This window comes from Arenimonas soli, from assembly GCF_014643775.1.
In the GTDB taxonomy this organism is placed as follows: domain Bacteria; phylum Pseudomonadota; class Gammaproteobacteria; order Xanthomonadales; family Xanthomonadaceae; genus Arenimonas; species Arenimonas soli.
Genome location: NZ_BMKC01000001.1, coordinates 985,274 through 1,007,868, shown reverse-complemented (window position 1 = coordinate 1,007,868; position 22,595 = coordinate 985,274). Strand labels below are relative to the sequence as shown.

Here is a 22,595-nt window from a genome sequence, read left to right as displayed (position 1 = left end):
TTGGGGGGATGCGCATTCAAGCGCACCCGGCAGGCCCGGCGCGGCTCCCGGAAGTGCCAGTGACCTTCGGTACACCGCCGCCGACCCCATTTCGCTTACCGGGCCTGGAATATGTATTCCTGCTGGTTGGTGCGGAAGGCCAGTCGCGTGGCCTTGCCATCAACTTTCTCGACCACCACGAACGCCCGCCCCATGAAGAACGGACGCAACATCACGTAGGTCTGGGCGCCGTCGGATTCGACGCGCGAGCCCACTTCGCTCGACCATTCCCCGAAGTCGAACACCAGCCGTCCGTCGGGTTCCCGCCTGACCGCCAGTTCGCCCAGGGCCGGATGGTGGTAGCGGTTGGCCAGTGCCGCGGCGGCCTCCTGGCCGGCCGGCCGTTCCACGCCCGCACGCTGCGAGGCCAGGTACTCCTGCTCGGTTCGCGCGGCGGCTTCAACCTCGGCCGCGGCCTCAGGGACCCCGTCGAACAGCAGCTCGATCAGCCGCCGCTGGAACGGGCCCAGCAGCGGACTGGCCTGGTCGGAGTTGGCCAGGATCACCGCGCCCACCCCGTGTTCGGGCAGCCACACCATGTTGCTCTTGTAGCCAAACAGGCTGCCGCCGTGGCCAACCGCCTCCAGGCCCCAGCGACGGTCAACGATCAGGCCCATGCCGTAAGCGCCTTCGTTGCCGATGGCGACCTTGGCCTTGCGCCGTTCATCGATCACGGCCTCTGAAACCAGCCGGCTGCCATCGGGCAGCAGCCCACGGTCGAGTTCAAGCTGCACGTAGCGCAGCATGTCGTTGACGCTGCTCCAGGCGCCGCCCGCGGGCCGCATCGGCCTGATCGCGTAGTTGACGTCCATGCCGGTGACCACGTTCACCGCGTCGATGTCCAGGGCATGCGGACGGGCGTGGTTGCCGGCCTGGGCCTGGGAGAAATCGAAGGTGGTCCGGGTCATGCCCAAGGGATTGAACACCAGTTCCTGCATGGCCCGGTCATAGGCCGCGCCCTTTTCCACGCCGGGGGAATACACGTGGCCACCCACGTAGCCGCCAGCCGAAGCCAGCGGATTGGAGTACTGGTAAAGCTCGCCAAATCCGCTGGTCGGCTGCATCTTCGCCAGCGAAGCCAGGGTCGAATCGGCGCTGGCGTCGCGGAACTCCATCAGCCATTCGTAGTCCTGGCGGGGCAGTCCGGTGCACGCGCAGACCAGGTGTTCGACCCTCACCCTGGCCGTGGTGGCGGCGTCGCCCAGCGCGAAGCCCGGCATGAGCCCGAGAACCGGGTCCTGCCACTGCAGCTTGCCGGCATCCACCAGCCGTCCCAGCATCAGGGTGGTCATGGCCTTGGTGGTCGAAGCCACCAGGTACAGCGTGTCGGCATCCACAGGCGCGTCCTTGCCCAGCTGGCGCACGCCGAAGCCTTCGGCCATCACCACCTCGCCGTCCTGCACGATGCCGATGCTGATGCCGGGAATCTGCAAGGCCGCCTGCGATTCGCGGACGAACGCGCGAAGCTGGTCCAGCCGGGCCTGGTCGAGCCGGTGCGGCCGCCGGTCCGCGAAGTTTTCGCGCTCGTAGCCCTTGGGCAGGAACTGGTCGCCGATCGTCGCGATCTCGCCGCCGCGTTTCTCCAGTACGGCGCGGTCCATGCTCAACAGCACCACGGTCCATTGCCCGGCGGCCCGGTGGGCGGCGGCCGTCACGAAACGGCGCTCGTTCTTGGGCACGTCGTAATCAAAGATATGGATCAGGTCCCAGCCGTCGTAAGGGGCCTGTTCGGCGGACAGCTTGACCGGCCAGGGCATTGCCAGCCCCGACCCTTCCCAGGCGGCCGCCACGGCCTCGCCGGCATCGGCGCCGGGGACGTCGATCACCACGATGTGCGACCCGTCCTCCGGCGGAGCCAGGACGAGCCCTCCCTCGATACGGACAAGGCGCCAACCGGCCGGCGCCATGAACCGGGTTCCTGCGGGCGTGGCCTCCTGCCGGCTCTCCGACAAGCGCTCCGGTCCGGCAGGAGCGTCAGCGGCCCCGACACTCATTGACGCCAGAGCAAGACCAAGCAGACCGAGCCATCGCATATTCAGCCCCTCCCCGGAAGCACTCCCCGGAAAACGCCAAGCCCCACCCCGCCCGGCCACCCATTTATAATGTCCGACTACCTCAACGATTCCGGAGTCACCATGTCCAAGGTCGTCATCGCAGGTGCCAAGCGCACCGCCCTCGGGGCCCTGCTGGGCCAGTTCACCGGCGTGCCCGCCACGCAGCTGGGCAGCACCGCCATCAAGGCGGCGGTTGAACAGGCCGGCGTCGCCGGCGACAAGGTCGACGAGGTGATCATGGGCTGCGTGCTGCCCGCCGGCCTGGGCCAGGCCCCGGCCCGCCAGGCGGCGCTGGGCGCCGGCCTGCCGATCTCGGCCGGCTGCACCACCGTCAACAAGGTCTGCGGTTCGGGCATGAAGGCCATCATGATGGGCCACGACCTGATCAAGGCCGGCTCGGCCAGCGTCGTCGTCGCCGGCGGCATGGAGTCGATGACCAACGCCCCGCACCTGCTGATGAACTCGCGCACCGGCACCAAGTTCGGCAGCACCGAGATGCTTGACCACATGGCCTGGGACGGCCTGGTCAATCCCTACGACAAGCAGGCCATGGGCGTGTTCGGCGAGATGTGCGCCGACAAGTACAGCTTTTCCCGCGAGCAGCAGGACGCCTACGCCGCCGAATCGGTGCGCCGCGCCCTGGCTGCCCAGGCCGAGGGCAGCTTCAAGGATGAAATCGCCCCGGTCACGGTCGCCGGCCGCAAGGGCGACACCGTGATCGACACCGACGAACAGCCGGGCCGCTGCAACATCGAAAAGATCCCGAGCCTGCGCCCGGCCTTCAAGAAGGACGGCACCATCACGGCCGCCGCCTCGTCGTCGATCAACGACGGCGCCGCCGCCGTGGTGCTGGCCTCCGAAGAAGCCGCCAAGGCCCAGGGCCTGGCACCGATCGCCACGATCGTCGCGCACGCCACCCATTCGCAGGAACCCGAATGGTTCACCACCGCACCGGTGGCGGCCATCCAGAAGGTCCTGGACAAGGCCGGCTGGAAGGTCGGGGACGTCGACCTGTTCGAGGTCAACGAAGCCTTCGCCGTCGTCGCCATGGCGCCGATGAAGGAACTGGGCATCGCCCACGACAAGCTCAACGTGCACGGCGGCGCCTGCGCCCTGGGCCACCCCATCGGTGCTTCCGGCGCGCGTTTGGTCGTTACCCTGGTCAATGCGCTCAAGCGCCGCGGTGGCAAGCGTGGCGTCGCCGCCCTGTGCATCGGCGGTGGCGAGGCGACCGCCCTGGCGATCGAGCTGGCCTGAGCCCGCGGGCCCCGGCACGCCCCGGGGCCACTCAGAAACCTTGTTTCCCCGGCATCACGGATTCGTTCAAATTTAGTTAAAACAAACGAATGCTTGACTCCCGTTCAGTTCCTGACATGATTTTGCCGACGTGTCCGTGTGCTGAAGGACACGTTTCAGATTTCCCATACGTCCAGACGAGGAATTCACCCATGTCCCTGAACAAGATCCTGCTCGCCACGGCCCTGGGCCTGGCCCTGGCGGCTTGCTCCAACCAGGCTGAGCAGGCGGCCGACTCGGCCGAAGAAGCCGCTGCTTCCGCTTCCGCCGCCGACGCCTCCGCCGACGCCGCTGACGCCGCCGCTGCCGCCACCGACGCTGCCACCGACGTCGCCGCGGACGCTGCCGCCGATTCGGCCGATGCCGCTTCCGATGCCGCCGACGTGGCCGCCGAAGCCGCTGCCGACGCCGCTGCTGCCGGTACCGAAGAAATGGCTGACGCCGCTGCCGACCTGGCCGAGCAGGCGGAAGAAGTGGCCGAAGACGCCGCCGACGCCGCTGAAGAAGCGGCCGACGAGGCTGCCGACGAGTACTGAGCCTGGCTCGGCCGTCGCGTTGAAGAACGGGTGCGACCAAGGTCGCACCCGTTTTTTTTGCCGGAATTGCACCGAGGGCGGCCGACACGGGTATGCTGCACGACGGCGACCGTGACGGTCGCGACAACCACCTATATGGGGAGATACACCATGCGTAATCCGACTTTTGCCCTGGCCACCGCCATCGCCCTGGCCTTTGGCCTCGCTGCCTGCAGCCCGCAGACCGAGCAGGAAGCCGACGAAGCCGGCGCCGCCATCGAGAACGCCGCTGAGGAATCCGCGGACGTGATGGAGTCTGCCGCCGACGAGGCCGCCGCCGACATGGACGCCGCTGCCGACCGCACCGAAGTCGCCATGGACGAAGCTGGCCAGAACATCGAAGACGCCGCCGAGGCCGTTGGCGATGCCACTGCCGAAGCCGTCAATGACGCCGCCGAAAGCATCGACGAGTCGATCACCACCGACGAAGAGGCCGCCACCGGCGACGAATAATCCCGCCAGGGCCTGAAAAAACCGCCGGCCCCGTGCCGGCGGTTTTTTTTTGCCGGGGCGCTTAAACTCCGGGGATTGCCCAACGACCGCCGCGCATGAGCATCCTCAGCAGCCACATCGATCCCCGCGACCCGCAGTTCCAGGAAAACGACGCGCAACTGCGCGCCGCCGTCCGGGACCTCGAAGCCCGCCTGGCCCAGGTGGCCGAAGGCGGCGGCGAGAAGGCCCGCAAGAAGCACACCGAACGCGGCAAGCTGCTGCCGCGCGAACGCGTGGCCGCCCTGCTCGACCCCGGCTCGCCCTTCCTTGAACTCTCGGCCCTGGCCGCCGGCGGCATGTACGACGACGCCGCGCCCGCCGCGGGCGTCATCACCGGCATCGGCCGCGTGCATGGCATCGAAGTCGTGGTCGTGGCCAACGACGCCACGGTCAAGGGCGGCACCTATTTCCCGATGACGGTGAAAAAGCACCTTCGGGCCCAGGAAGTGGCGCTGGAAAACCACCTGCCCTGCATCTACCTCGTCGATTCCGGCGGCGCCTTCCTGCCGCTGCAGGACGAGGTCTTCCCGGACAAGGAACACTTCGGCCGCATCTTCTACAACCAGGCCCGGCTGAGCGCGAAGAACATCCCGCAGATCGCCGTGGTGATGGGCAGCTGCACCGCCGGCGGCGCCTACGTGCCGGCGATGTGCGACGAATCGATCATCGTCAAGGAACAAGGCACGATCTTCCTGGGCGGCCCGCCGCTGGTGAAGGCCGCCACCGGCGAAGTGGTGGACGCCGAATCCCTGGGCGGCGCCGACGTGCATACCTCGGTTTCAGGCGTGGCCGACCATTTCGCCGAAAACGACCGCCACGCGCTGCAGATCGCCCGCGACGTGGTTCGCCACCTCAACCGCCGCAAGCAGCTGCCGGTGGCCGTGCAGGCGCCGCGCGAACCCCTGTTCCCGGCCGAGCAGCTCTACGGCGTCATTCCCAAGGACACCCGGCGGCCCTTCGACATCCGCGAAGTCATCGCCCGCGTGGTCGACGGCAGCGAGTTCCAGGAGTTCAAAGCGCGCTACGGCAAGACCCTGGTCTGCGGTTTCGCCCACATCCACGGCTACCCGGTGGGCATCATCGCCAACAACGGCATCCTGTTCGCCGAAAGCGCGCTCAAGGGCGCGCACTTCATCGAACTGTGCAACCAGCGCGACATCCCGCTGGTGTTCCTGCAGAACATCACCGGCTTCATGGTTGGCAAGAAGTATGAAAACGCCGGTATCGCCAAGGACGGGGCCAAGATGGTCACGGCGGTGGCCTGTTCGCACGTGCCCAAGTTCACCGTGGTCATCGGCGGCAGTTTCGGCGCCGGCAACTACGCCATGTGCGGCCGCGCCTACGGCGGCCGCTTCCTGTGGATGTGGCCCAATGCCCGCATCAGCGTGATGGGCGGCGAACAGGCCGCCAGCGTGCTGGCCACCGTCAAGCGCGACGGCATCGAAGGCGCCGGCAAGACCTGGAGCGCCCAAGAGGAAGAAGGCTTCAAGGCACCCATCCGCGACCAGTACGAACGCCAGGGCCACCCCTACTACGCCAGCGCCCGCCTCTGGGACGACGGCATCATCGACCCCGCCGACACCCGCCGCGTGCTGGGCCTGGCCATTTCCGCCAGCCTCAACGCCCCCATCGAAAAGGACCGCTTCGGCGTCTTCCGGATGTAGGCCGGCTTTGGCTGCGAATGATTCGCATTATTTGATCGGCCCCGCCCCTGCGACACACCCGGGGTGCCGGCCGCCGCAGGCCTGCCGGTATCATGGTGGCTTGCCCCGAGGAGACCGCATGCCCTCTGCCATCCGACTTGACCGCGAAGGCGCCGTCGCCCGCCTCACCCTGGACCGGGCGTCCGTGCACAACGCCTTCGACGATGCCCTGATCGCCGACCTCACCGCCGCCCTGGAAGACGCCGACGCCAACCCGGACGTGCGCGCCGTGGTGCTGACCGGCGAAGGCAGCACCTTCTCGGCCGGCGCCGACCTGGGCTGGATGCGCCGCATGGCCCAGGCCAGCGAAGACGAAAACCGCGCCGATTCCCTGCGCCTGGCCCGGCTGATGCGCACCCTGAACTTCCTGTCCAAGCCCACCTTGTGCCGGGTGAACGGCTCGGCCTACGGCGGCGGCGTTGGCCTGGTGGCCTGCTGCGACTACGCCATCGGCGTGGACCAGGCCAAGTTTTCACTGTCGGAAGTGAAGCTGGGCCTGGTGCCGGCGGTGATCTCGCCCTACGTGGTGCACGCCATCGGCGGCCGCCACGCGCGTCGCCTGTTCACGGGCGCCGAGGTCTTCGAGGCCCGCGAAGCCCTGGCCATCGGCCTGCTGCACGAGGTCGTTTCGCCCGACCAGCTTGATGAACGCCTGGACCGCACCCTGCACTTCTGGCTCAAGGGCGGCCCGGTCGCGCAGCGCGAAGCCAAGCAGCTGGCGCTGCGCATGGCCGGCATGACCCCCGAATCGGCCGCGGAAACCGACATCCACAACGCCGCCCTCATCGCCCGCCTCCGCGTCTCCCCCGAAGGCCAGGAAGGCCTGACCGCCTTCCTCGAAAAGCGCCGGCCTTCGTGGTCTTAGTTTTTAGCCACGGATGAACACGGATGGACACGGATGAGAGCGGATTACTGGAAGAGTCCGTGACCGAGACCGTCATCGGAGCCTTTTTCACTGTCTACAAGGAACTGGGCTACGGATTCCTGGAAAGCGTGTACGAGAATGCCCTGGCACACTTGCTACGAATCCAGGGTCTAAACGTCATTCAACAGCCGGCGCTGGACGTGTACTTCCGGGGCTGTCGGGTAGGCGAATACCGCGCCGACCTACTGATCCCAGGAAAACTGATTATCGAGGTAAAGGCGGCTTCCGTTCTCGCCTCCTCCCACGAAGCCCAACTCATCAACTACCTGAGGGCAACTGGAGTACGGGTCGGTCTATTGCTCAATTTCGGCCCAAAACCCCAGTTCAAACGCCGAATCCATTAAATTCGCTCTTATCCGCTCTTATCCGCTCTTATCCGCTTTTATCCGCCTTTATCCGTGTCCATCCGTGTTCATCCGTGTTCATCCGTGGCCAAAAACAGAATGTTTGAAAAAGTACTGATTGCCAACCGCGGCGAGATCGCCTGCCGGGTCATCCGCACCTGCCGCCGGCTGGGCATCCGCACGGTGGCCGTGTATTCGGAAGCCGACGCCGGGGCGCAGCATGCGCGGCTGGCCGACGAAGCCTGGCCGATCGGCGGGCCGCGGCCGCAGGACAGCTACCTGCGCGGCGACGCCATCCTCGAGGTCGCGAAAAAGAGCGGTGCCCAGGCGATCCATCCCGGCTACGGCTTCCTAAGCGAAAACGCCGACTTCGCCGAAGCGGTCGAAGCCGCCGGCCTGGTCTTCATCGGCCCGCGCGCCGCGTCCATGCGCAAGATGGGCAGCAAGGCCGGCGCCAAGCAGCTGATGCAAGCCCGCGGCGTGCCCGTCGTGCCCGGTTACACCGGCGAGGACCAGGACCCCGGCCGCCTGCAGATCGAAGCCGACGGCATCGGCTACCCGCTGATGATCAAGGCCGCGCACGGCGGCGGCGGCAAGGGCATGCGCATCGTGCGCGCCAGCGAGGATTTCGCCGCGTCCCTGGAAAGCTGCCAGCGCGAAGCCACCAGCGCCTTCGGCCGCGACCGCGTGCTGCTCGAGCGTTTCGTCGAAACCCCGCGCCACATCGAAATCCAGGTCTTCGGCGACAGCCACGGCCAGGTCATCCACCTGGGCGAACGCGAGTGTTCGGCCCAGCGTCGCTACCAGAAGGTCGTGGAGGAATCGCCCTCGCCCTTCGTCACGCCCGACCTGCGCCAGCGCATGGGCCAGGCCGCGGTAGAAGCCGCGCGCGCCATCGACTACGTCAACGCCGGCACCGTCGAATTCATCGTCGGCCCCCGGGGTGATTTCTACTTCATGGAAATCAATACCCGCCTGCAGGTCGAACACCCGGTGACCGAACTGGTGACCGGCCTGGACCTGGTGGAATGGCAGCTGCGCGTGGCCGCCGGCGAGCCCCTGCCGCTCGCCCAGGACGCCATCGAACGCCAGGGCCACGCCATCGAAGTTCGCCTGTACGCCGAAGACCCGTCGCAGGGTTTCCTGCCCGGCTCCGGCAAGCTCGAGGTGCTGCGCCTGCCGGCCGCCAGCGAACACGTGCGCCTGGACACCGGCGTGGTCGAAGGCGACACGGTCACCATCCACTACGACCCGATGATCGCCAAACTCATCGTGCACGACGCCGACCGCCCGCGTGCCCTCGCCCGCCTGCGCGAAGCCCTGGCCGACTGCGAAGTGGTCGGCCCCAAGTCCAACATCGCCTTCCTGGAAAAACTGGTGCGCCACCCGGAAGTGGTGAACGGCACCATCCACACCGCCTACCTCGACCGCCACCTCGAAGACGTGCTGCCCAAGGAAGACCCGCTGCCGCCGGCCCTGCTGGCCCTGGCCGCCACCGCCTGCCTGCTGCACGACGAAGACGCCACCCACGCCCGCACCGCCGCCAGCCCCGACCCGCATTCACCCTGGGGCATCGCCGACGGCTGGCGCCTGGGCCACGGCGGCGAACGCCTGCTGAGTTTCCTCTACCGCGGCGAACGCCTGGAACTGCGCGCCCACGGCAGCGCCGGCGACTACACCCTGGAAAGCGGCGGCGACACGCTGCGCGTGGGAGGCGCGGCGTTCGTCGCCGGCCGCCTGGTCGCGCGCGTGGGCGACCAGCAGCAGCGCGTACGCGCCCGCGCCGACGACCAGCGCGTGCTGGTGCACGACGGCGACCAGCGTTTCACGCTCGAGCGCGTGCCCGCCTTCCTTTTCGACGAAGCCGACGCCGCCGCCGGCGCCGACCGCCTTACCGCCCCGATGCCCGGCCGCGTGGTCGTGGTGAAGGCCCAGCCCGGCCAGGCCGTCGAAGAAGGCCAGGAACTGCTGGTGATGGAAGCCATGAAGATGGAGCTGAGCCTGCGTGCCCCGCGCGCCGGCACGGTCGCCAAGGTGCAGGCCGCGGAAGGCGAGTTCGTCGAGGCCGACGCCGTGCTGCTGACGCTGGAGGAGCCATGAAGAACCTGATCGCCGCACTCCTGGTGCTGCTGCTGGCCGGCTGCACCGCCACGTTCTTCGAAACCCCGCCCCTGGCGTCGCAGGGCTGCGATCCCGAGGCCGTGGGGTCCTGGCTTTCGGTCCCGGAAGAGTCCGACGCCGAAGGCGAACACAGCCGGCTTCGCATCGACACCGATTGCCGCCTGCTGGTCGACGAAGTCCGTGGCACGGACGTCAGCACCAGCGCCCCCGTGCAGCTGCACCTTGGCCAGCACGCGGGCGAGCATTACGCCTGGTTCGACGCCAACTGGATGCTTGAAGTCGCCAGCGCCGACGCGCGCGTCGAACCCACCGATGTCGTCGTCGTGCGCTATCGCCTGCGGGGCGAACGCCTGGACATCTGGCCGGTCAACGACGAGGCGGTCGACCGGCTGCACGACCAGGGCAGGCTGGTGCGCCGCTTCGAACAGCCTGAGGAATACGAAAAGCTCCGCTGGATCACCGGGCCGGCCAACCCGGCCGTGCTGGAGCTCGACGGCCTCTTCGGCAGCGAACCCAAGCGGTTCAGCCGCGAGGAGCGCCAACCGTGACCGGCCTGCCCGCCGACGTGCGCATCGTCGAAGTCGGCCCGCGCGACGGCCTGCAGAACGAAAAGGCCCTGGTCCCCACCGCCGACAAGATCGAACTCATCGATCGCCTGTCGGCCACCGGCCTGCGCTGCATCGAGGCCACCAGCTTCGTCAGCCCCAAGTGGGTGCCGCAGATGGCCGACGCCGCCGAGGTCTTCAGCGGCATCGCCAAGGCGCCCGGCGTGGCCTACCCCGTGCTGGTGCCCAACCTGCAGGGCTACGAACGTGCGCTGGCGGTCGGTGCCACCGAAGTCGCCGTGTTCAGCGCCGCGTCGGAAGCCTTCAACCGCAAGAACATCAATGCCTCGATCGACGAAAGCATCGAACGGTTCCTGCCCGTGCTCGAGCGCGCCGGCGCCGACGGCGTGAAGGTGCGCGGCTACGTCTCGACCGTGCTGGGCTGCCCCTACCAGGGCGACGTGCCGCTGGCCGACGTGGTGCGCGTGGCGCGGCGCCTGCACGAGGCCGGCTGCTACGAAGTCTCGCTGGGCGACACCATCGGCATCGGCACGCCCGGCAAGGCCCGGGCCATGCTGCGCGCGGTCGCCGCCGACGTTCCGATGGCGGCGCTGGCCGTGCATTTCCACGACACCCGCGGCCAGGCCCTGGCCAATATCCTGGCCTGCCTGGAGGACGGCGTGGCGGTGGTGGATTCGTCCGTCTCGGGAACCGGTGGCTGCCCCTACGCACCCGGCGCCAGCGGCAACGTGGCGACCGAAGACGTGGTCTACATGCTCGACGGCCTGGGTGTGAAGACCGGCGTGGACCTGGCGAAGCTGGTCGAAACCGGCCGCTGGCTGGCCGGCAAGCTGGGCCGCCGCTCCGGCAGCAAGGTCACCCTCGCCTCCGCCTGACCCCGCGCCGCGGGGGTGTGCATTGCGCCCGGCGGTGTATTCTCGGCCTTCACTGCTTGGGGCGGCGAGTCGCGACGGCATGGATGAGGGCAGGCACGACGACGAAACGATGCTGGCCCAGCTCGAGGCCCTGCTGGCCGACGGCCAGGGTTGCGACGACCCGGTCCTGCTTTCCGAGCTGCTGGCGATGCTGCACGAACTGCGGCGCGAAGCCGACAGCGCCAGCATGCGCTACCAGAAGCTGTTCAACGCGGTGCCCGATCCGGTCAGCCTGATCGACGCCGACGGCCGCATCGTCGACCTCAACACCGCCGGCGAGATGGCCTACGGCCTGCCGCGCGACCAGATCGTCGGCAAGCTCATCCACGTCATCAACCCCGACCTGCCGCCCGACCACATGGCGCCGGTGCTGGAAACCCTGGCGCGCAAGCGCACCCACGTGGTCGAGGTCTACAACAAGCGCGCCGACGGCAGCCGCTTCCCGGTGGAAGTGCACTCGGCGCGTTTCGTGGACGGCCCGAACCAGTTCGTCATCGCCGTGGCGCGCGACCTCACCGGCCGGCGCGAGGCCGAGGAAAACCTCAACACCCTGCTGTCGGTGATGGACAAGGGCGTGCTGGTGCAGGACCAGGACGGCAACGTCCTCTCCGCCAACGCCGCCGCGATGCGCATCCTGGGCCTGCCCGAGGACGAAGGCATCGGCACCAGCCTGCGCTGGCAGGAATGGCTGGTGGTGGACCACCGCGGCTGGCCGCTGCGTTTCGGCGACCTGCCCTCGCTGCGCGCCGCGCGCACCGGGCGCATCATCGAATCCACGCTGATGGGCGTCTACCACACCGGTCGCAAGCAGCTGACCTGGCTGTCGGCGACGTCGGTGCCGCAGTTCCGCGCCGGCGAGAGTTCACCTTCGCGGGTGATTTCGCTGTTCTCCGACGTCACCGACCTCAAGCGCGACAGCGCCCTGTTCCTGCGCACCCAGGCCCTGGCCCGCATCGGCGGCTGGGAGTGGGACGGCGGCCGCGAGCGCCTGTACCTGACCGACGAAGCCCTGCGCATCATCGGCCGCCGCGAGGACCCGCCGCGCACGCTCGAAGACGCGCTGGCGCAGGTGGACGGCGCCGACCGCGACCGCGTCGAGGAAGCCCTGCAGAGCGTGCTGCGCGACGGCGGTGCCTTCGACATGGAAATCCAGCTGCGCCGGCCCGACGGCCGGTCGAACTGGGCGCGCCTGATTGGCCAGTCCGAAGGCCGGGCGCCGATGACGGCGCGCATCACCGGCATCCTGCAGGACATCACCCAGCGCCGACAGATCGAAGAAGCCCTGCGCAGCCAGGCCCGCACCGACGCCCTGACCGGCCTGTTCAACCGCGACGGCGCGCTGACCGAACTCGAGCGCCGCGTCATGGAAGGCGAAGGTGGCCTGACCATCGTCTACATCGACCTGGACCGCTTCAAGCTGGTCAACGACCTGCTGGGCCACGCCGCCGGCGACCAGTTGCTGGTGAACGCCGCGCGCCGGCTGGAAAGCTGCACCGGCGAACACGACATCCTGGCGCGTTTCGGCGGCGACGAATTCCTGGTGCTGGCCGATACGCGCGAAGACCCCGGCGCCGCCGAGGCCCTGGCCACGCGCATCACCCGGGCCTTCGGCGACAGCTTCCGCTACGCCGGCGAGGAGTTCACCATCACCACCAGCGTCGGCCTGGCGCGCTACCCCGAACACGGGGCCACCGTGCAGCAGCTGGTGAACAACGCCGACGCGGCCATGTACGACGCCAAGCGCCGCGGCCGCAACACCTGGCAAACCTTCACCCCGGAGCTGGCGCGCCAGCAGCACGACCGCGTGCAGGTCGAGGCGCAGCTGCGGCGGGCGCTAGAAAACGAAGAATTCCGGCTGGTGTTCCAGCCCCTGGTGAACCTGGCCGACGGCCGCGTGCGTTCGGCCGAGGCGCTCATCCGCTGGCGCAACCCGGCCCTGGGCGAACTAAGCCCCGACCTGTTCATCACCCACGCCGAAACCACCGGCGACATCGTGCGCATCGGCGCCTGGGTCATCCAGTCGGCCTGCCGGCAGATGGCCGCCTGGCGCAAGGCCGGGCTGGCCCCGGCGCGCATGGCGGTGAACGTGTCCTACCGGCAGTTCCTCACCGAAGACCTGGTGCCGCTGGTGGCGCAGTGCCTGAAGGACAACGACCTGCCCGGCGACCTGCTGGAACTGGAGTTCACCGAACGTGTGCTCATCGAGGACGCGCCCGACACCCACCGCACCTTCGAAGGCTTGCGCCAGCTGGGGGTGGTGCTGACGATCGACGACTTCGGCGAAGGCTACAGCGCGCTCAACTACCTGCGCCGGCTGCCGATCCACGGCCTGAAGCTGGCCCAGGCCTTCCTGCATGGCGTACCGGGCAATGAGTCCGACGCCGCCATCTGCCAGGCCGTGGCCGGCATCGCCCAGGCCCTGGGCCTGGACCTGGTCGCCGAGGGCGTGGAAAGCAGCGCCCAGCGCGACTTCCTGCTGGGGCTGGGCGTGCGCACCGGCCAGGGCTTCCTGTTCAGCCCGCCCATGGACCCCGACGCCTTCATCGCCTACCTGCGCCGGACATCCCCGTAGTAGCGCCGCAACCGGTTAAAATCCCGGTTTTCGCATCCCCAGGGACACCGATGAATATCCAAGACACCCGCGCCGTCATCACCGGCGGCGTTTCCGGCCTGGGCCTGGCCGTGGCCAAACACCTGGTCGGCGCCGGCGGCAAGGTCGCGCTGCTGGACATCAACGACGAAAAGGGCGCGGCCGCCGTTGCCGAGCTGGGCGAGGCCAATGCCCGCTACTGGCGCACCGACGTCACCGACGAAGCCCAGGTCGCCGCCAACCTGGCCGCCGCGAAGGACTTCATGGGCGGGCTCAATGCCGCCGTGAACTGCGCCGGCATCCTGGGCGCCGGCCGCGTGCTGGGCAAGGAAGCGCCGATGCCCCTGAAGAACTTCGCCACGACCGTCATGGTGAACCTGGTCGGCAGCTTCAACGTGGCCAAGGCCGCGGCCAACCTGATGCAGCACAACGAAGCCGACGAAGGCGAGCGCGGCGTGATCGTCAACACCGCCTCGGTCGCCGCCTACGAAGGCCAGATCGGCCAGGCCGCGTATTCGGCGTCCAAGGGCGGCGTGGTCGGCATGACCCTGCCGATGGCGCGCGAACTGGCGCGTTTCGGCATCCGCGTGAACACCGTGGCACCGGGCATCTTCTGGACCCCGATGGTCGACGGCATGCCCGAAGCCGTGCAGCAGTCGCTGTCGGCGTCCATCCCCTTCCCGTCCCGCCTGGGCCGCCCGGAAGAGTTCGCCGACCTCGTGGCCTACATCGTCGGCAACCGCTACCTCAACGGCGAAACCATCCGCCTCGACGGCGCCGTGCGCCTGGCCCCCAAGTAACCCCCGAGCCCAATCCATGAAAGCTTCCGACATCAAGAAAGGCAACGTCGTCGAACACAACGGCACCGTCTACCAGATCCGCGACATCGAACGCAGCTCGCCGCAGGGTCGCGGTGGCAACGTCAAGTTCCGCTTCACCATGTACAGCGTGCCGGGCGGGGTGAAGTACGACCTCAGCGTCGGCGGCGACGATGAACTGCGCGAAGTCGAGCTCAGCCGCCGCGCCAGCACCTTCAGCTACAAGGACGGCGACGCCTTCGTGTTCCTCGACGCCGAGGACTACACGCCCTACCAGCTCGATGCCGACGTCATCGGCGACGACGCCGGTTACATCACCGACGGCCTGGAAGGCTGCTACGTGCAGCTGATCGAAGACGCCCCGGTGGCCGTGCAGCTGCCGCCGAGCGTGGTGCTGGAAGTCGTGGACACCCCGCCGGAACTCAAGGGCGGCACCGCCACCAAGCGCCCGAAGCCGGCCAAGCTCAACACCGGCATCGAGATCATGGTGCCGGAGTACATTTCCAACGGCGAGAAGATCCTGGTCAGTACGACGACGGGTGAGTTTGGCGGTCGCGCCTGATCCACTTCGCGGCCATCCGGCGCAGCGATTCGTCCGCCGCCGGATCGGCCGCGATTTCGCTGATCGGCTTCCACGCCAGGTCCAGCGATTCCTCGCCCACGGCGAATTCCTCGCTGCCCGTGGCCCGTACGACGAAGCGCACGTCGTAGTGCCAGTGTTCCGGCTCCTCGCCGCGGGCCGGGATGGCGTGCCGGTCCAGGTCGAGGATCACCGGTTCCACCACCAGGTCGGGCAGCCCTGACTCTTCCTGGGCTTCCTTCAGCGCCACCGCCGCCAGGTTGGCGTCCCCGTCGGCGTGCCCGCCCAGTTGCAGCCAGCGGCCCAGCTTGCGGTGGTGGGTCAGCAGCACCCGTTGCCCGGCCGCGTCCACCAGCCAGGCCGAGCCGGTGAAATGCCCGGCCAGGCGGCGCCGTTCGTAAACCGGGCCCGGGTCGGCCAGCAGGGCCTGGAACAGGTCCACCACGGCGGCTTCCCCGGGGTGGCGCCGGCGGTAGCCGGCCAGGGCGGCGGCGAGGTCGAATTCAGGGGGCATGGGCCACGGATGTACCAGAAAGAGGCCGCCAGTCTACCCACGACGCCCCGCCCGCTCGGGTAAACTCGGCCGATACCTCTGGGGAGAGAGTGTTCATGTCCGAGACCTCGCCGGCCCGCCCGGGCCGCGAACCGAGCCTGCTGCAGGCCCTGTTGCCGCTGCTGGTGCTGTTCCTGCTGCTGCCGCTGGCGGTTTACCTGTACGCCGATAATTCGTCCTACGGCGCCAACCAGATTTCGCTGCTGCTGGCGGCCGGCGTCGCCGCCATCGTCGGCCTGCGCAACGGCATGCGCTGGGACGACATCCAGGAAGCGATCATCAACGGCATCGCCATTTCCGGCACCGCCATCCTGATCCTGCTGGCGGTCGGTGCGCTCATCGGCACCTGGATCCTCTCGGGCGCCGTGCCCACGATGATCCATTACGGCCTGGCGATCCTGCACCCGTCCTTCTTCTACCCGGCCGTGTGCCTGGTCTGCGCCATCGTCGCGATCACCATCGGCAGTTCCTGGACCGTGGCCGGCACCCTGGGCGTGGCGCTCATCGGCGTGGCCCAGGGCCTGGGCCTGGACGTGGCGATCACTGCCGGCGCGATCATTTCCGGCGCCTACTTCGGCGACAAACTTTCGCCGCTGTCCGACACCACCAACCTCGCCCCGGCCGCCGCCGGCGGCGAACTGTTCGCCCACGTGCGGCACATGACCTGGACCACCCTGCCCAGCCTGGCCATCGCCCTGGTCGGCTTCGCCTTCCTCAGCCTCGGCGGCAAGGCCGGCGACGCCGCGGTGGGCTTCGGCGACCTGTCGAACGAACTGCAGAAGCAATTCGCCCTGGGCCCGCACCTGTTGATCCCGCTGGTGGTGGTGTTCGCGCTGGCCATCCGGCGCTTCCCGGCCTTCCCGACCATCTTCATCGGCGCCTTGCTCGGTGCCGTGTTCGCCGTCATCTTCCAGCCCGAACTGGTCGTGGCCCTGGCCGGCAACGAAGCCCTTTCCCGCCCCATGGCCCTGCTGTCGGGGGCCTGGACGGCACTTTTCGACGGCTACAAGGGCGAAAGCGGCAACGCCGCCGTCGACGACCTGCTCAACCGCGGCGGCATGTCGAGCATGCTCAACACCGTCTGGCTGATCGTCTGCGCGATGACCTTCGGCGCGGTGATGGACAAGGTCGGCCTGCTCGAGCGGCTGATCCGCAGCGTGCTGAAGATGGCGCGCTCCACCGGTTCGCTGATCGTCGCGACCCTGGTAACCGCCTTCGGCACCAACATCCTGGCCGCCGACCAGTACCTGGCCATCGTGCTGCCGGGCCGCATCTACAAAAGTGAATACGAAAAGCGCGGCCTGGCGCCCGAGAACCTCTCGCGTGCGCTCGAGGACGCCGGCACCATCACCTCGCCGCTTATTCCCTGGAACACCTGCGGCGCCTACATGGCCGCCACCCTCGGCGTGGCCACGCTCGACTACCTGCCCTACGCCCTGTTCAACCTGGTGAACCCGATCCTGGCCGGCATCTTTGCCTACATCGGCTTCAAGATCCTCAAGACCAGCCCTAGGGTCGTGGTCGAACACCGCCGTCCCGGCTGATCCCCCCATCCAAACCGGAATACGAACCTGATGGACACCAAATCAATCCACGGCATGTGGTCCTCGCGCCTGGCCTTCATCCTGGCCGCCAGCGGTTCGGCGGTGGGCCTGGGCAACATCTGGCGCTTCCCCTACCTGGCCTCGGACAACGGCGGCGGCGCCTTCGTGCTGATCTACCTGGGCTGCATCCTGCTGGTCGGGCTGCCGATCATGGCGGCGGAAATCCTGATGGGCCGCGAAGGCCGCATGAGCCCGGTGAACACGCTGCGCAAGCTCACCCGCGAAGGTGGCCACAGCGGCGGCTGGACCGTCATCGGCTGGATCGGCATGCTCGCCGCGGTCGCGATCCTCAGCTTCTACAGCGTGGTCGGCGGCTGGACCCTGCACTACGTCTGGCTGTACGTGGCGCAGATGTTCGGCGGCGCGCCCATCACCGACCCGGGCGCCACCTTCGGCGCCTTGCTCGCCAGCCCGTCCACCCTGGTCTTCTGGCACAGCATGTTCATGCTGGTGACGCTGGGCGTGGTGGCGATGGGCGTTGAAAAAGGCCTCGAGCGTGCGGTGAAGTTCCTGATGCCGCTGCTGTTCCTGATCCTGCTGGGCCTGCTGGCCTACGGCATCAGCACCGGCAAGATCGGCCAGGCCTTCGAGTTCCTGTTCAAGCCCGACTTCAGCGAAGTCACCGGCGACACCCTGCTGGCGGCGCTGGGCCAGGCCTTCTTTTCGCTGAGCCTGGGCATGTGCGGCATCATGACCTACGGCGCCTACCTGCCCCGCGACATCTCCATCCCGCGCGTGGCGGTGACCGTGGCCGGCATGGACACCACCATCGCGCTGCTGGCCGGCCTGGCGATCTTCCCGGTGCTGTTCGCCTTCGGCCTGGATCCGGCGGGCGGTGGCCCGGGCCTGATCTTCACCTCGCTGCCGCTGGCCTTCAACGACATGTCCTTCGGCATCCCGTACGCGGTCGCCTTCTTCGGCCTGCTGTTCGTGGCGGCCTGGACCTCGTCGATTTCGCTGCTCGAGCCGCCCACGGCCTTCCTGGTCGAGAAGGGCAACATGTCGCGCAAGACCTCGGCGATCATCGCGGCGCTGGTGATCTGGGCCATCGGGCTGGTGACGGCGCTGGGCTTCAACGTCTGGCAGAACGTGCGGGTGTTCGGCCGCGACCTGCAGGGCGCCATCGAGTTCGTGGCTTCCGACATCATGCTGCCGGTGGGCGGCCTGCTGATCGCGATCTTCGCGGGCTACGTGCTCAGCCGCAGGATCACCCGCGAGCAGCTTTCCCACCTGGGCGACTTCGGCTTCCAGGCCTGGCGCTTCCTGATCTGCATCATCGCCCCGGTGCTGGTGCTGATCGTGCTGGCGGCCAAGATCCTCGGCTGACCCGACACCCCAGCAGGAGCGCCTTCAAGCGCGAAGAACGGCCTGCGAAAGCGGGCCGTTTCTTCTGGTTCGGGCAGCAGGGATCATCAAGCTGGAACGCACCACGTCACCAGGTCCTGCGCATCCGGCCTGGGCGATGGCTCAGCCGTCGCCACCCGAGCGCCACCAGGGACCGATATGACGTATCCAGGCGCGCCATCCAAACAGGGAAAGTCCGACGGCGAGCAAAAGATAGAACGCGGCCAGGACTGGAGTAAGCCCTGTCGGATGACTGAGCGTGATCGACCGATGGCCAACTTCCACGTCAAACCCCGGAATGATGTAGAAGACCAGAAGCGCCGCTGCCAGGGCAAGCGAAAAGCGCAGCACGAACGTGGCCAATGGGTGGAAGGCCAAGGAACGCTTCTGCAAGTCAGTCATGACGCCCGACACCCCGGGCCAGGCGGAGCCAAGGGCGCCGGCCGGAAGAAATGGCTAGGCCGCATACGCCGGCCACCCGAGGTACCAGAACAGCGACCCCCGCGGCGGGATGAAACCCGTGGATTCGCCTTCCTCCTGGAGCGCCTGAGGATCACACCCCTTGGCGACTGCCCAACTTCGCCACCGGCGAAAAAGCACGATCCAAATGAGGTACCAGACAGGAATGGCGAACACGTAAATCGACCACTTCGGCAAGTCCTGGATCAGATAGGCCGGTATGAAGAGCAAAACGACCATCAACACAAGAAAATGGGAAATCGCCTCCACGCACTTTTCGCCCCGACCAATGGCAACTTCGGCAGTCATTGGCTCGGGATCCCCCGCCTCATCGAACATCCCCATTCTTCGCCCCAATGACCTCAGGAACGGACCCCGGGGTCCGGTGGCCTATCGCAACGCCCTGCCAGACTGAGTGGCCCGCGCCCCGATGATTCTGCCGGATTCTAGGCACTGCCTGGCCGGGCAACAAGAACGACATCAACCCGGCAAGGGCCGCGAATTCCCCGCCGCCCCGGCCAACAAAAACGGCCCGCTTTCGCGGGCCGTTTTTTCGCGCCCGGAGGCGCTCCCACAGGAGCCGGTCAGGCGACCTTGTGGATTTCGCCGGACTTGAGGCGGGACCAGTACGAGTCCAGGGCCCTCTTCACCACCGGCATCAGCAGGTAGACGCCGATCAGGTTCGGGATGGCCATGATGAACAGCAGCGCGTCGGCGATGTCCACGATGCTGCCCAGCGGCATCGTGCAGCCCACCACCGCCATCACCAGGTAGAAGAACTTGAAGCCGTACAGCGCCACCTTCGATTCATTGAACAGGAAGCTGCAGGCCTTCGCCCCGTAATAGGCCCAGGTAATCGTGGTCGAGAATGCGAACAGCAGCACGATCACCGCCAGTGCATAGGGCGTCCAGTCACCGATCGTCGCGAACGCGTTCGAGGTCAGCTGCACGCCGTCGGCGCCGCCGACGATGTGCTGGTTGGTGATGATGATCACCAGCGCCGTCATCGTGCAGATGACCACCGTGTCGATGAACGGTTCCCAGAGCGCGACGAAACCCTCCGTCAGCGGCTCCTTGGTCTTCACCGCCGAGTGGGCGATCGCCGCCGAACCCAGGCCGGCTTCGTTCGAGAACGCCGCGCGGCGGAAGCCCTGGATCAGCGCGCCGATCACGCCGCCGGTGACGCCTTCGGCGGTGAACGCGCCGTCGATGATCGCCCCGAAGGCTGCCGGCACCTGGCCAATGTTCGTGAAGATCACGAACAGCGCGCCGATGATGTACAGCGCCGCCATGCCCGGCACCAGGCGTGCCGTCACCGAACCGATGCGGGTGATGCCGCCGATGACCACCACGCCGCCCAGCACCGCGTACAGCAGGCCGAACCACAGGCTGCCGTTGCTCATGCCGCCGGTGACGTTTTCGATCTGCGCATAGGCCTGGTTGGCCTGGAACATCGCGCCGGCGCCGATCGCGCCCATCATGGCGCACAGGGCGAAGATGATCGCCAGCGCGCTGCCGAAATGGCGCAGGCCCGGGTAGTTTTCGGTGATGCCGCGGCTGAGGTAGTACATCGGGCCGCCCGAGATCGTGCCGTCGGGCTTTTCAAGCCGGTACATCACGCCCAGCGTGCACTCGACGAACTTCGTGCTCATGCCCAGCAAGCCGGCCAGGATCATCCAGAACGTGGCGCCCGGGCCGCCGATGGTGATGGCCACGGCCACGCCGGCGATGTTGCCCAGGCCCACCGTGCCGGACACGGCCGAGGTGAGCGCGCGGAAATGGCTGACTTCGCCGGCGTCTTTGGACTTCGGGTCGCTGTACTTGCCGCGGATCAGGTCGAAACCGTGCTTGAAGCCGCGCACGTTGATGAAGCCGAAATACAGCGTGAAGATGAAACCGGCCAGGATCAGCCAGCCCACGATCAGCGGGAATTGAACGCCGCCAACCGGCACCGAATAGAAGATGCCGCCCGAAACCGCATCGGCGACCGGCCGCACGGCCGCGTCGATGCGCTCGGCGACGGTCGGTTCGGCGACCGTTCCCTCGACGGCCTCCTGCGCGACGGCCACGGTTCCCACGGCCAGCCACATCAGGGCGACCATCAAAAGACGTTTCAGCATTGTTGCAGCTCCTCCCTAGCCAGCGCGCAGCCTAACCCGAGCGGCTGCCCGCTGCCCACAGGGCGGCGTGAAGGCCGGGGCGGGATCAGCCCGCCGGCGGGGCCGGCGCCTCGTCGCCCTCGCCCTCGTCGGGCGCCGAGGCGTCCTGCAGGGCGGCCGGCAGCTTCTTGGACGGGGCCACGCCCAGCTGGCGCAGCATTTCGGCCTGGCGGACCAGGTTGCCCCGGCCCTGGGACAGCTTGCCCAGGGCATCCTGCTGGGCCTTCTGGGCACGATCGAGGTGTTCGCCGACGCGGCCCAGGTCTTCGGTGAAACCGACGAACTTGTCGTACAGGGCCGCGCCGCGATCGGCGATGGCCTTGGCGTTGCGGGTCTGGGCCTCGGTGCGCCAGATCTGCGCCACCAGCCGCAGCGAGGCCAGCAGGTTGCTGGGCCCGACCAGGATGATCTTCTTGCCGAAGGCGAAGTCGTAGAGGCCCGGATCCCGGCGCAGGGCCTCAAGGAAAGCCGCCTCGACCGGCACGAACATCAGCACCAGGTCGGGGCTGGTCAGGCCCTTGAGGCGGCTGTAGTCCTTGTCGCCCAGTTCGCGCACGTGGTTCTTCAGGGCCGCCGTGTGCTGGCCCAGGAAACGTTCGCGATCGCCGTCGTCGATGTCGGCGGCGCAGGCGCGCTGGTAGTCGAGCAGGACCACCTTGGCGTCGATGACGATGTGGCGGTCTTCGGGCAGCAGCAGCAGGGCGTCGGGGCGGTAGCGGTCGCCGGCTTCGTCCTTGAAGCTTTCCTGGGTGAGGTACTGCTGGCCTTTTTCCAGGCCGGCGCTTTCGAGCAGGCGTTCGAGCTTGAGCTCGCCCCAATAGCCCTGGGTGCGGTTGTCGGTGGTCAGGGCCCGGGTGAGGCTGCCGGCCTCGTCGCTGAGCTGGCGGTTGAGTTCCAGCAGCTGCTTGAGCTCGGCCTGCAGGGTGACGCGCTCGCGGCCTTCCTTTTCGTAGGTGTCGGAAACCACCTTGCGGAAGTCCACCAGCTGTTCGCGCAGCGGGTTGAGCAACTGGCCCAGCTGGTTGGCGTTCTGTTCGCCGAAACGGCGCGACTTGTCTTCCAGGATTTCCGCCGCCAGGGCCTGGAACTCGGACTTGAGGCGTTCGCGGGCGCCTTCGAGGTCGGCGTAGCGCTGCCGGGCGGCGGCCTGCTCGGCCTGCAGCCGGGCCTCGAGCGCGGCGGCGCGGGTATCGGCGCCGGCGGCCCGGGACTCGCTGGCTTCGCGGGCGGCGCGGGTTTCGCGCAGTTCGGCTTCGAGCCGGGCCTGGGCCTCGCGGTGTTCGGCCTGCTGGACCTCGCGCTGGCGCCGGCCGCCGGCGGAAACCAGCAGGAAAGCGAGCACGGCGCCCACCAGCACGCCAATCAGGAGAAAAACAAGCTGCGTCGCGGACAAAAGAAAACCCCGGCATCGGTCGATGCCGGGGATTCTAGCCTCCGGGGCGTCTCACCGGCCGAGACG

The 22,595-nt window shown here is 67.9% G+C and carries 20 protein-coding genes; 14 read left to right on the top strand and 6 right to left on the bottom strand.

All coding sequences use genetic code 11. The features are described 5' to 3' along the window. Window positions 1-95: 95 nt before the first annotated feature. Window positions 96-1,865 carry a serine hydrolase domain-containing protein gene (locus IEX13_RS04820; protein ID WP_188661810.1) on the bottom strand — a complete coding sequence of 590 codons (1,770 nt, stop codon included), beginning with the start codon at window positions 1,863-1,865 and terminating at the stop codon, window positions 96-98. A gap of 309 nt (window positions 1,866-2,174) precedes the next feature. On the opposite strand from IEX13_RS04820, the gene IEX13_RS04815 reads away from it, so the two are divergent. The 12 genes from IEX13_RS04815 to yeiP all read left to right on the top strand — a co-directional run bounded on the left by IEX13_RS04815 (window position 2,175) and on the right by yeiP (window position 14,999). Continuing rightward, window positions 2,175-3,350, top strand: a complete 1,176-nt coding sequence (locus IEX13_RS04815) for a thiolase family protein (RefSeq protein ID WP_188661809.1) — start codon at window positions 2,175-2,177, stop codon at window positions 3,348-3,350. Window positions 3,351-3,541: 191 nt separating this feature from the next. Then, window positions 3,542-3,925 carry a hypothetical protein gene (locus IEX13_RS04810; protein ID WP_188661807.1) on the top strand — a complete coding sequence of 128 codons (384 nt, stop codon included), beginning with the start codon at window positions 3,542-3,544 and terminating at the stop codon, window positions 3,923-3,925. A 150-nt stretch (window positions 3,926-4,075) separates the two neighbouring features. Then, entirely contained in the window at window positions 4,076-4,417 is a 342-nt protein-coding gene (locus IEX13_RS04805) for a hypothetical protein (protein WP_188661805.1), read from the top strand. A gap of 95 nt (window positions 4,418-4,512) precedes the next feature. After that, entirely contained in the window at window positions 4,513-6,120 is a 1,608-nt protein-coding gene (locus tag IEX13_RS04800) for a carboxyl transferase domain-containing protein (protein WP_188661803.1), read from the top strand. A 118-nt stretch (window positions 6,121-6,238) separates the two neighbouring features. Then, window positions 6,239-7,024: an enoyl-CoA hydratase-related protein gene (locus IEX13_RS04795; RefSeq protein ID WP_188661801.1), complete on the top strand. Its 786-nt coding sequence runs from the start codon at window positions 6,239-6,241 to the stop codon at window positions 7,022-7,024. 59 nt (window positions 7,025-7,083) lie between these two features. Further along, window positions 7,084-7,428 (top strand): GxxExxY protein, encoded by a 345-nt coding sequence (locus tag IEX13_RS04790; RefSeq protein WP_229668450.1) that lies wholly within the window; start codon window positions 7,084-7,086, stop codon window positions 7,426-7,428. Between the two features lie 99 nt (window positions 7,429-7,527). Then, window positions 7,528-9,528, top strand: a complete 2,001-nt coding sequence (locus IEX13_RS04785) for an acetyl/propionyl/methylcrotonyl-CoA carboxylase subunit alpha (RefSeq protein ID WP_188661798.1) — start codon at window positions 7,528-7,530, stop codon at window positions 9,526-9,528. Beyond that, window positions 9,525-10,097: a hypothetical protein gene (locus IEX13_RS04780; protein ID WP_188661796.1), complete on the top strand. Its 573-nt coding sequence runs from the start codon at window positions 9,525-9,527 to the stop codon at window positions 10,095-10,097. The genes IEX13_RS04785 and IEX13_RS04780 overlap by 4 nt, the downstream gene beginning before the upstream one ends. Beyond that, complete coding sequence (locus tag IEX13_RS04775) at window positions 10,094-10,990, top strand: hydroxymethylglutaryl-CoA lyase (RefSeq protein WP_425488998.1); 897 nt, start codon at window positions 10,094-10,096, stop codon at window positions 10,988-10,990. The genes IEX13_RS04780 and IEX13_RS04775 overlap by 4 nt, the downstream gene beginning before the upstream one ends. A gap of 79 nt (window positions 10,991-11,069) precedes the next feature. Next, on the top strand, window positions 11,070-13,601 hold the full coding sequence (locus IEX13_RS04770; protein ID WP_188661794.1) for a sensor domain-containing protein: 2,532 nt from the start codon (window positions 11,070-11,072) through the stop codon (window positions 13,599-13,601). Between the two features lie 50 nt (window positions 13,602-13,651). Beyond that, window positions 13,652-14,419 carry an SDR family NAD(P)-dependent oxidoreductase gene (locus IEX13_RS04765; RefSeq protein WP_188661792.1) on the top strand — a complete coding sequence of 256 codons (768 nt, stop codon included), beginning with the start codon at window positions 13,652-13,654 and terminating at the stop codon, window positions 14,417-14,419. Window positions 14,420-14,435: 16 nt separating this feature from the next. Beyond that, window positions 14,436-14,999 carry an elongation factor P-like protein YeiP gene (gene yeiP, locus IEX13_RS04760; protein ID WP_188661790.1) on the top strand — a complete coding sequence of 188 codons (564 nt, stop codon included), beginning with the start codon at window positions 14,436-14,438 and terminating at the stop codon, window positions 14,997-14,999. On the opposite strand, the gene IEX13_RS04755 is transcribed toward yeiP, so the two are convergent. Continuing rightward, window positions 14,962-15,531, bottom strand: coding sequence for an NUDIX hydrolase (locus IEX13_RS04755; RefSeq protein ID WP_188661788.1), 570 nt, complete (start codon window positions 15,529-15,531; stop codon window positions 14,962-14,964). The genes yeiP and IEX13_RS04755 overlap by 38 nt on opposite strands. A gap of 95 nt (window positions 15,532-15,626) precedes the next feature. On the opposite strand from IEX13_RS04755, the gene nhaC reads away from it, so the two are divergent. After that, window positions 15,627-17,114: a Na+/H+ antiporter NhaC gene (gene nhaC, locus IEX13_RS04750; protein ID WP_188661787.1), complete on the top strand. Its 1,488-nt coding sequence runs from the start codon at window positions 15,627-15,629 to the stop codon at window positions 17,112-17,114. A 30-nt stretch (window positions 17,115-17,144) separates the two neighbouring features. After that, window positions 17,145-18,500 carry a sodium-dependent transporter gene (locus tag IEX13_RS04745; RefSeq protein ID WP_229668449.1) on the top strand — a complete coding sequence of 452 codons (1,356 nt, stop codon included), beginning with the start codon at window positions 17,145-17,147 and terminating at the stop codon, window positions 18,498-18,500. 141 nt (window positions 18,501-18,641) lie between these two features. Here the strand turns inward: IEX13_RS04745 and IEX13_RS04740 are convergent, their stop codons facing one another. The 4 genes from IEX13_RS04740 to IEX13_RS04725 form a co-directional block, all read right to left on the bottom strand. After that, window positions 18,642-18,920, bottom strand: a complete 279-nt coding sequence (locus tag IEX13_RS04740; RefSeq protein WP_188661785.1) for a hypothetical protein — start codon at window positions 18,918-18,920, stop codon at window positions 18,642-18,644. A gap of 54 nt (window positions 18,921-18,974) precedes the next feature. Further along, complete coding sequence (locus IEX13_RS04735; protein WP_188661784.1) at window positions 18,975-19,286, bottom strand: hypothetical protein; 312 nt, start codon at window positions 19,284-19,286, stop codon at window positions 18,975-18,977. 275 nt (window positions 19,287-19,561) lie between these two features. Further along, window positions 19,562-21,097, bottom strand: a complete 1,536-nt coding sequence (locus IEX13_RS04730) for an alanine/glycine:cation symporter family protein (protein ID WP_188661782.1) — start codon at window positions 21,095-21,097, stop codon at window positions 19,562-19,564. An 85-nt stretch (window positions 21,098-21,182) separates the two neighbouring features. Beyond that, window positions 21,183-22,529: a DNA recombination protein RmuC gene (locus tag IEX13_RS04725; protein WP_188661779.1), complete on the bottom strand. Its 1,347-nt coding sequence runs from the start codon at window positions 22,527-22,529 to the stop codon at window positions 21,183-21,185. Window positions 22,530-22,595: the final 66 nt, after the last annotated feature.

Coding starts and splice junctions, on each gene's coding strand:
- IEX13_RS04815 (WP_188661809.1), top strand. CDS start 2,175: ATGTCCAAGGTCGTCATCGCAGGTGCCAAGCGCACCGCCCTCGGGGCC.
- IEX13_RS04810 (WP_188661807.1), top strand. CDS start 3,542: ATGTCCCTGAACAAGATCCTGCTCGCCACGGCCCTGGGCCTGGCCCTG.
- IEX13_RS04805 (WP_188661805.1), top strand. CDS start 4,076: ATGCGTAATCCGACTTTTGCCCTGGCCACCGCCATCGCCCTGGCCTTT.
- IEX13_RS04800 (WP_188661803.1), top strand. CDS start 4,513: ATGAGCATCCTCAGCAGCCACATCGATCCCCGCGACCCGCAGTTCCAG.
- IEX13_RS04795 (WP_188661801.1), top strand. CDS start 6,239: ATGCCCTCTGCCATCCGACTTGACCGCGAAGGCGCCGTCGCCCGCCTC.
- IEX13_RS04785 (WP_188661798.1), top strand. CDS start 7,528: ATGTTTGAAAAAGTACTGATTGCCAACCGCGGCGAGATCGCCTGCCGG.
- IEX13_RS04780 (WP_188661796.1), top strand. CDS start 9,525: ATGAAGAACCTGATCGCCGCACTCCTGGTGCTGCTGCTGGCCGGCTGC.
- IEX13_RS04770 (WP_188661794.1), top strand. CDS start 11,070: ATGGATGAGGGCAGGCACGACGACGAAACGATGCTGGCCCAGCTCGAG.
- IEX13_RS04765 (WP_188661792.1), top strand. CDS start 13,652: ATGAATATCCAAGACACCCGCGCCGTCATCACCGGCGGCGTTTCCGGC.
- yeiP (WP_188661790.1), top strand. CDS start 14,436: ATGAAAGCTTCCGACATCAAGAAAGGCAACGTCGTCGAACACAACGGC.
- IEX13_RS04755 (WP_188661788.1), bottom strand. CDS start 15,531: ATGCCCCCTGAATTCGACCTCGCCGCCGCCCTGGCCGGCTACCGCCGG.
- nhaC (WP_188661787.1), top strand. CDS start 15,627: ATGTCCGAGACCTCGCCGGCCCGCCCGGGCCGCGAACCGAGCCTGCTG.
- IEX13_RS04745 (WP_229668449.1), top strand. CDS start 17,145: ATGGACACCAAATCAATCCACGGCATGTGGTCCTCGCGCCTGGCCTTC.
- IEX13_RS04740 (WP_188661785.1), bottom strand. CDS start 18,920: ATGACTGACTTGCAGAAGCGTTCCTTGGCCTTCCACCCATTGGCCACG.
- IEX13_RS04735 (WP_188661784.1), bottom strand. CDS start 19,286: ATGACTGCCGAAGTTGCCATTGGTCGGGGCGAAAAGTGCGTGGAGGCG.
- IEX13_RS04730 (WP_188661782.1), bottom strand. CDS start 21,097: ATGCTGAAACGTCTTTTGATGGTCGCCCTGATGTGGCTGGCCGTGGGA.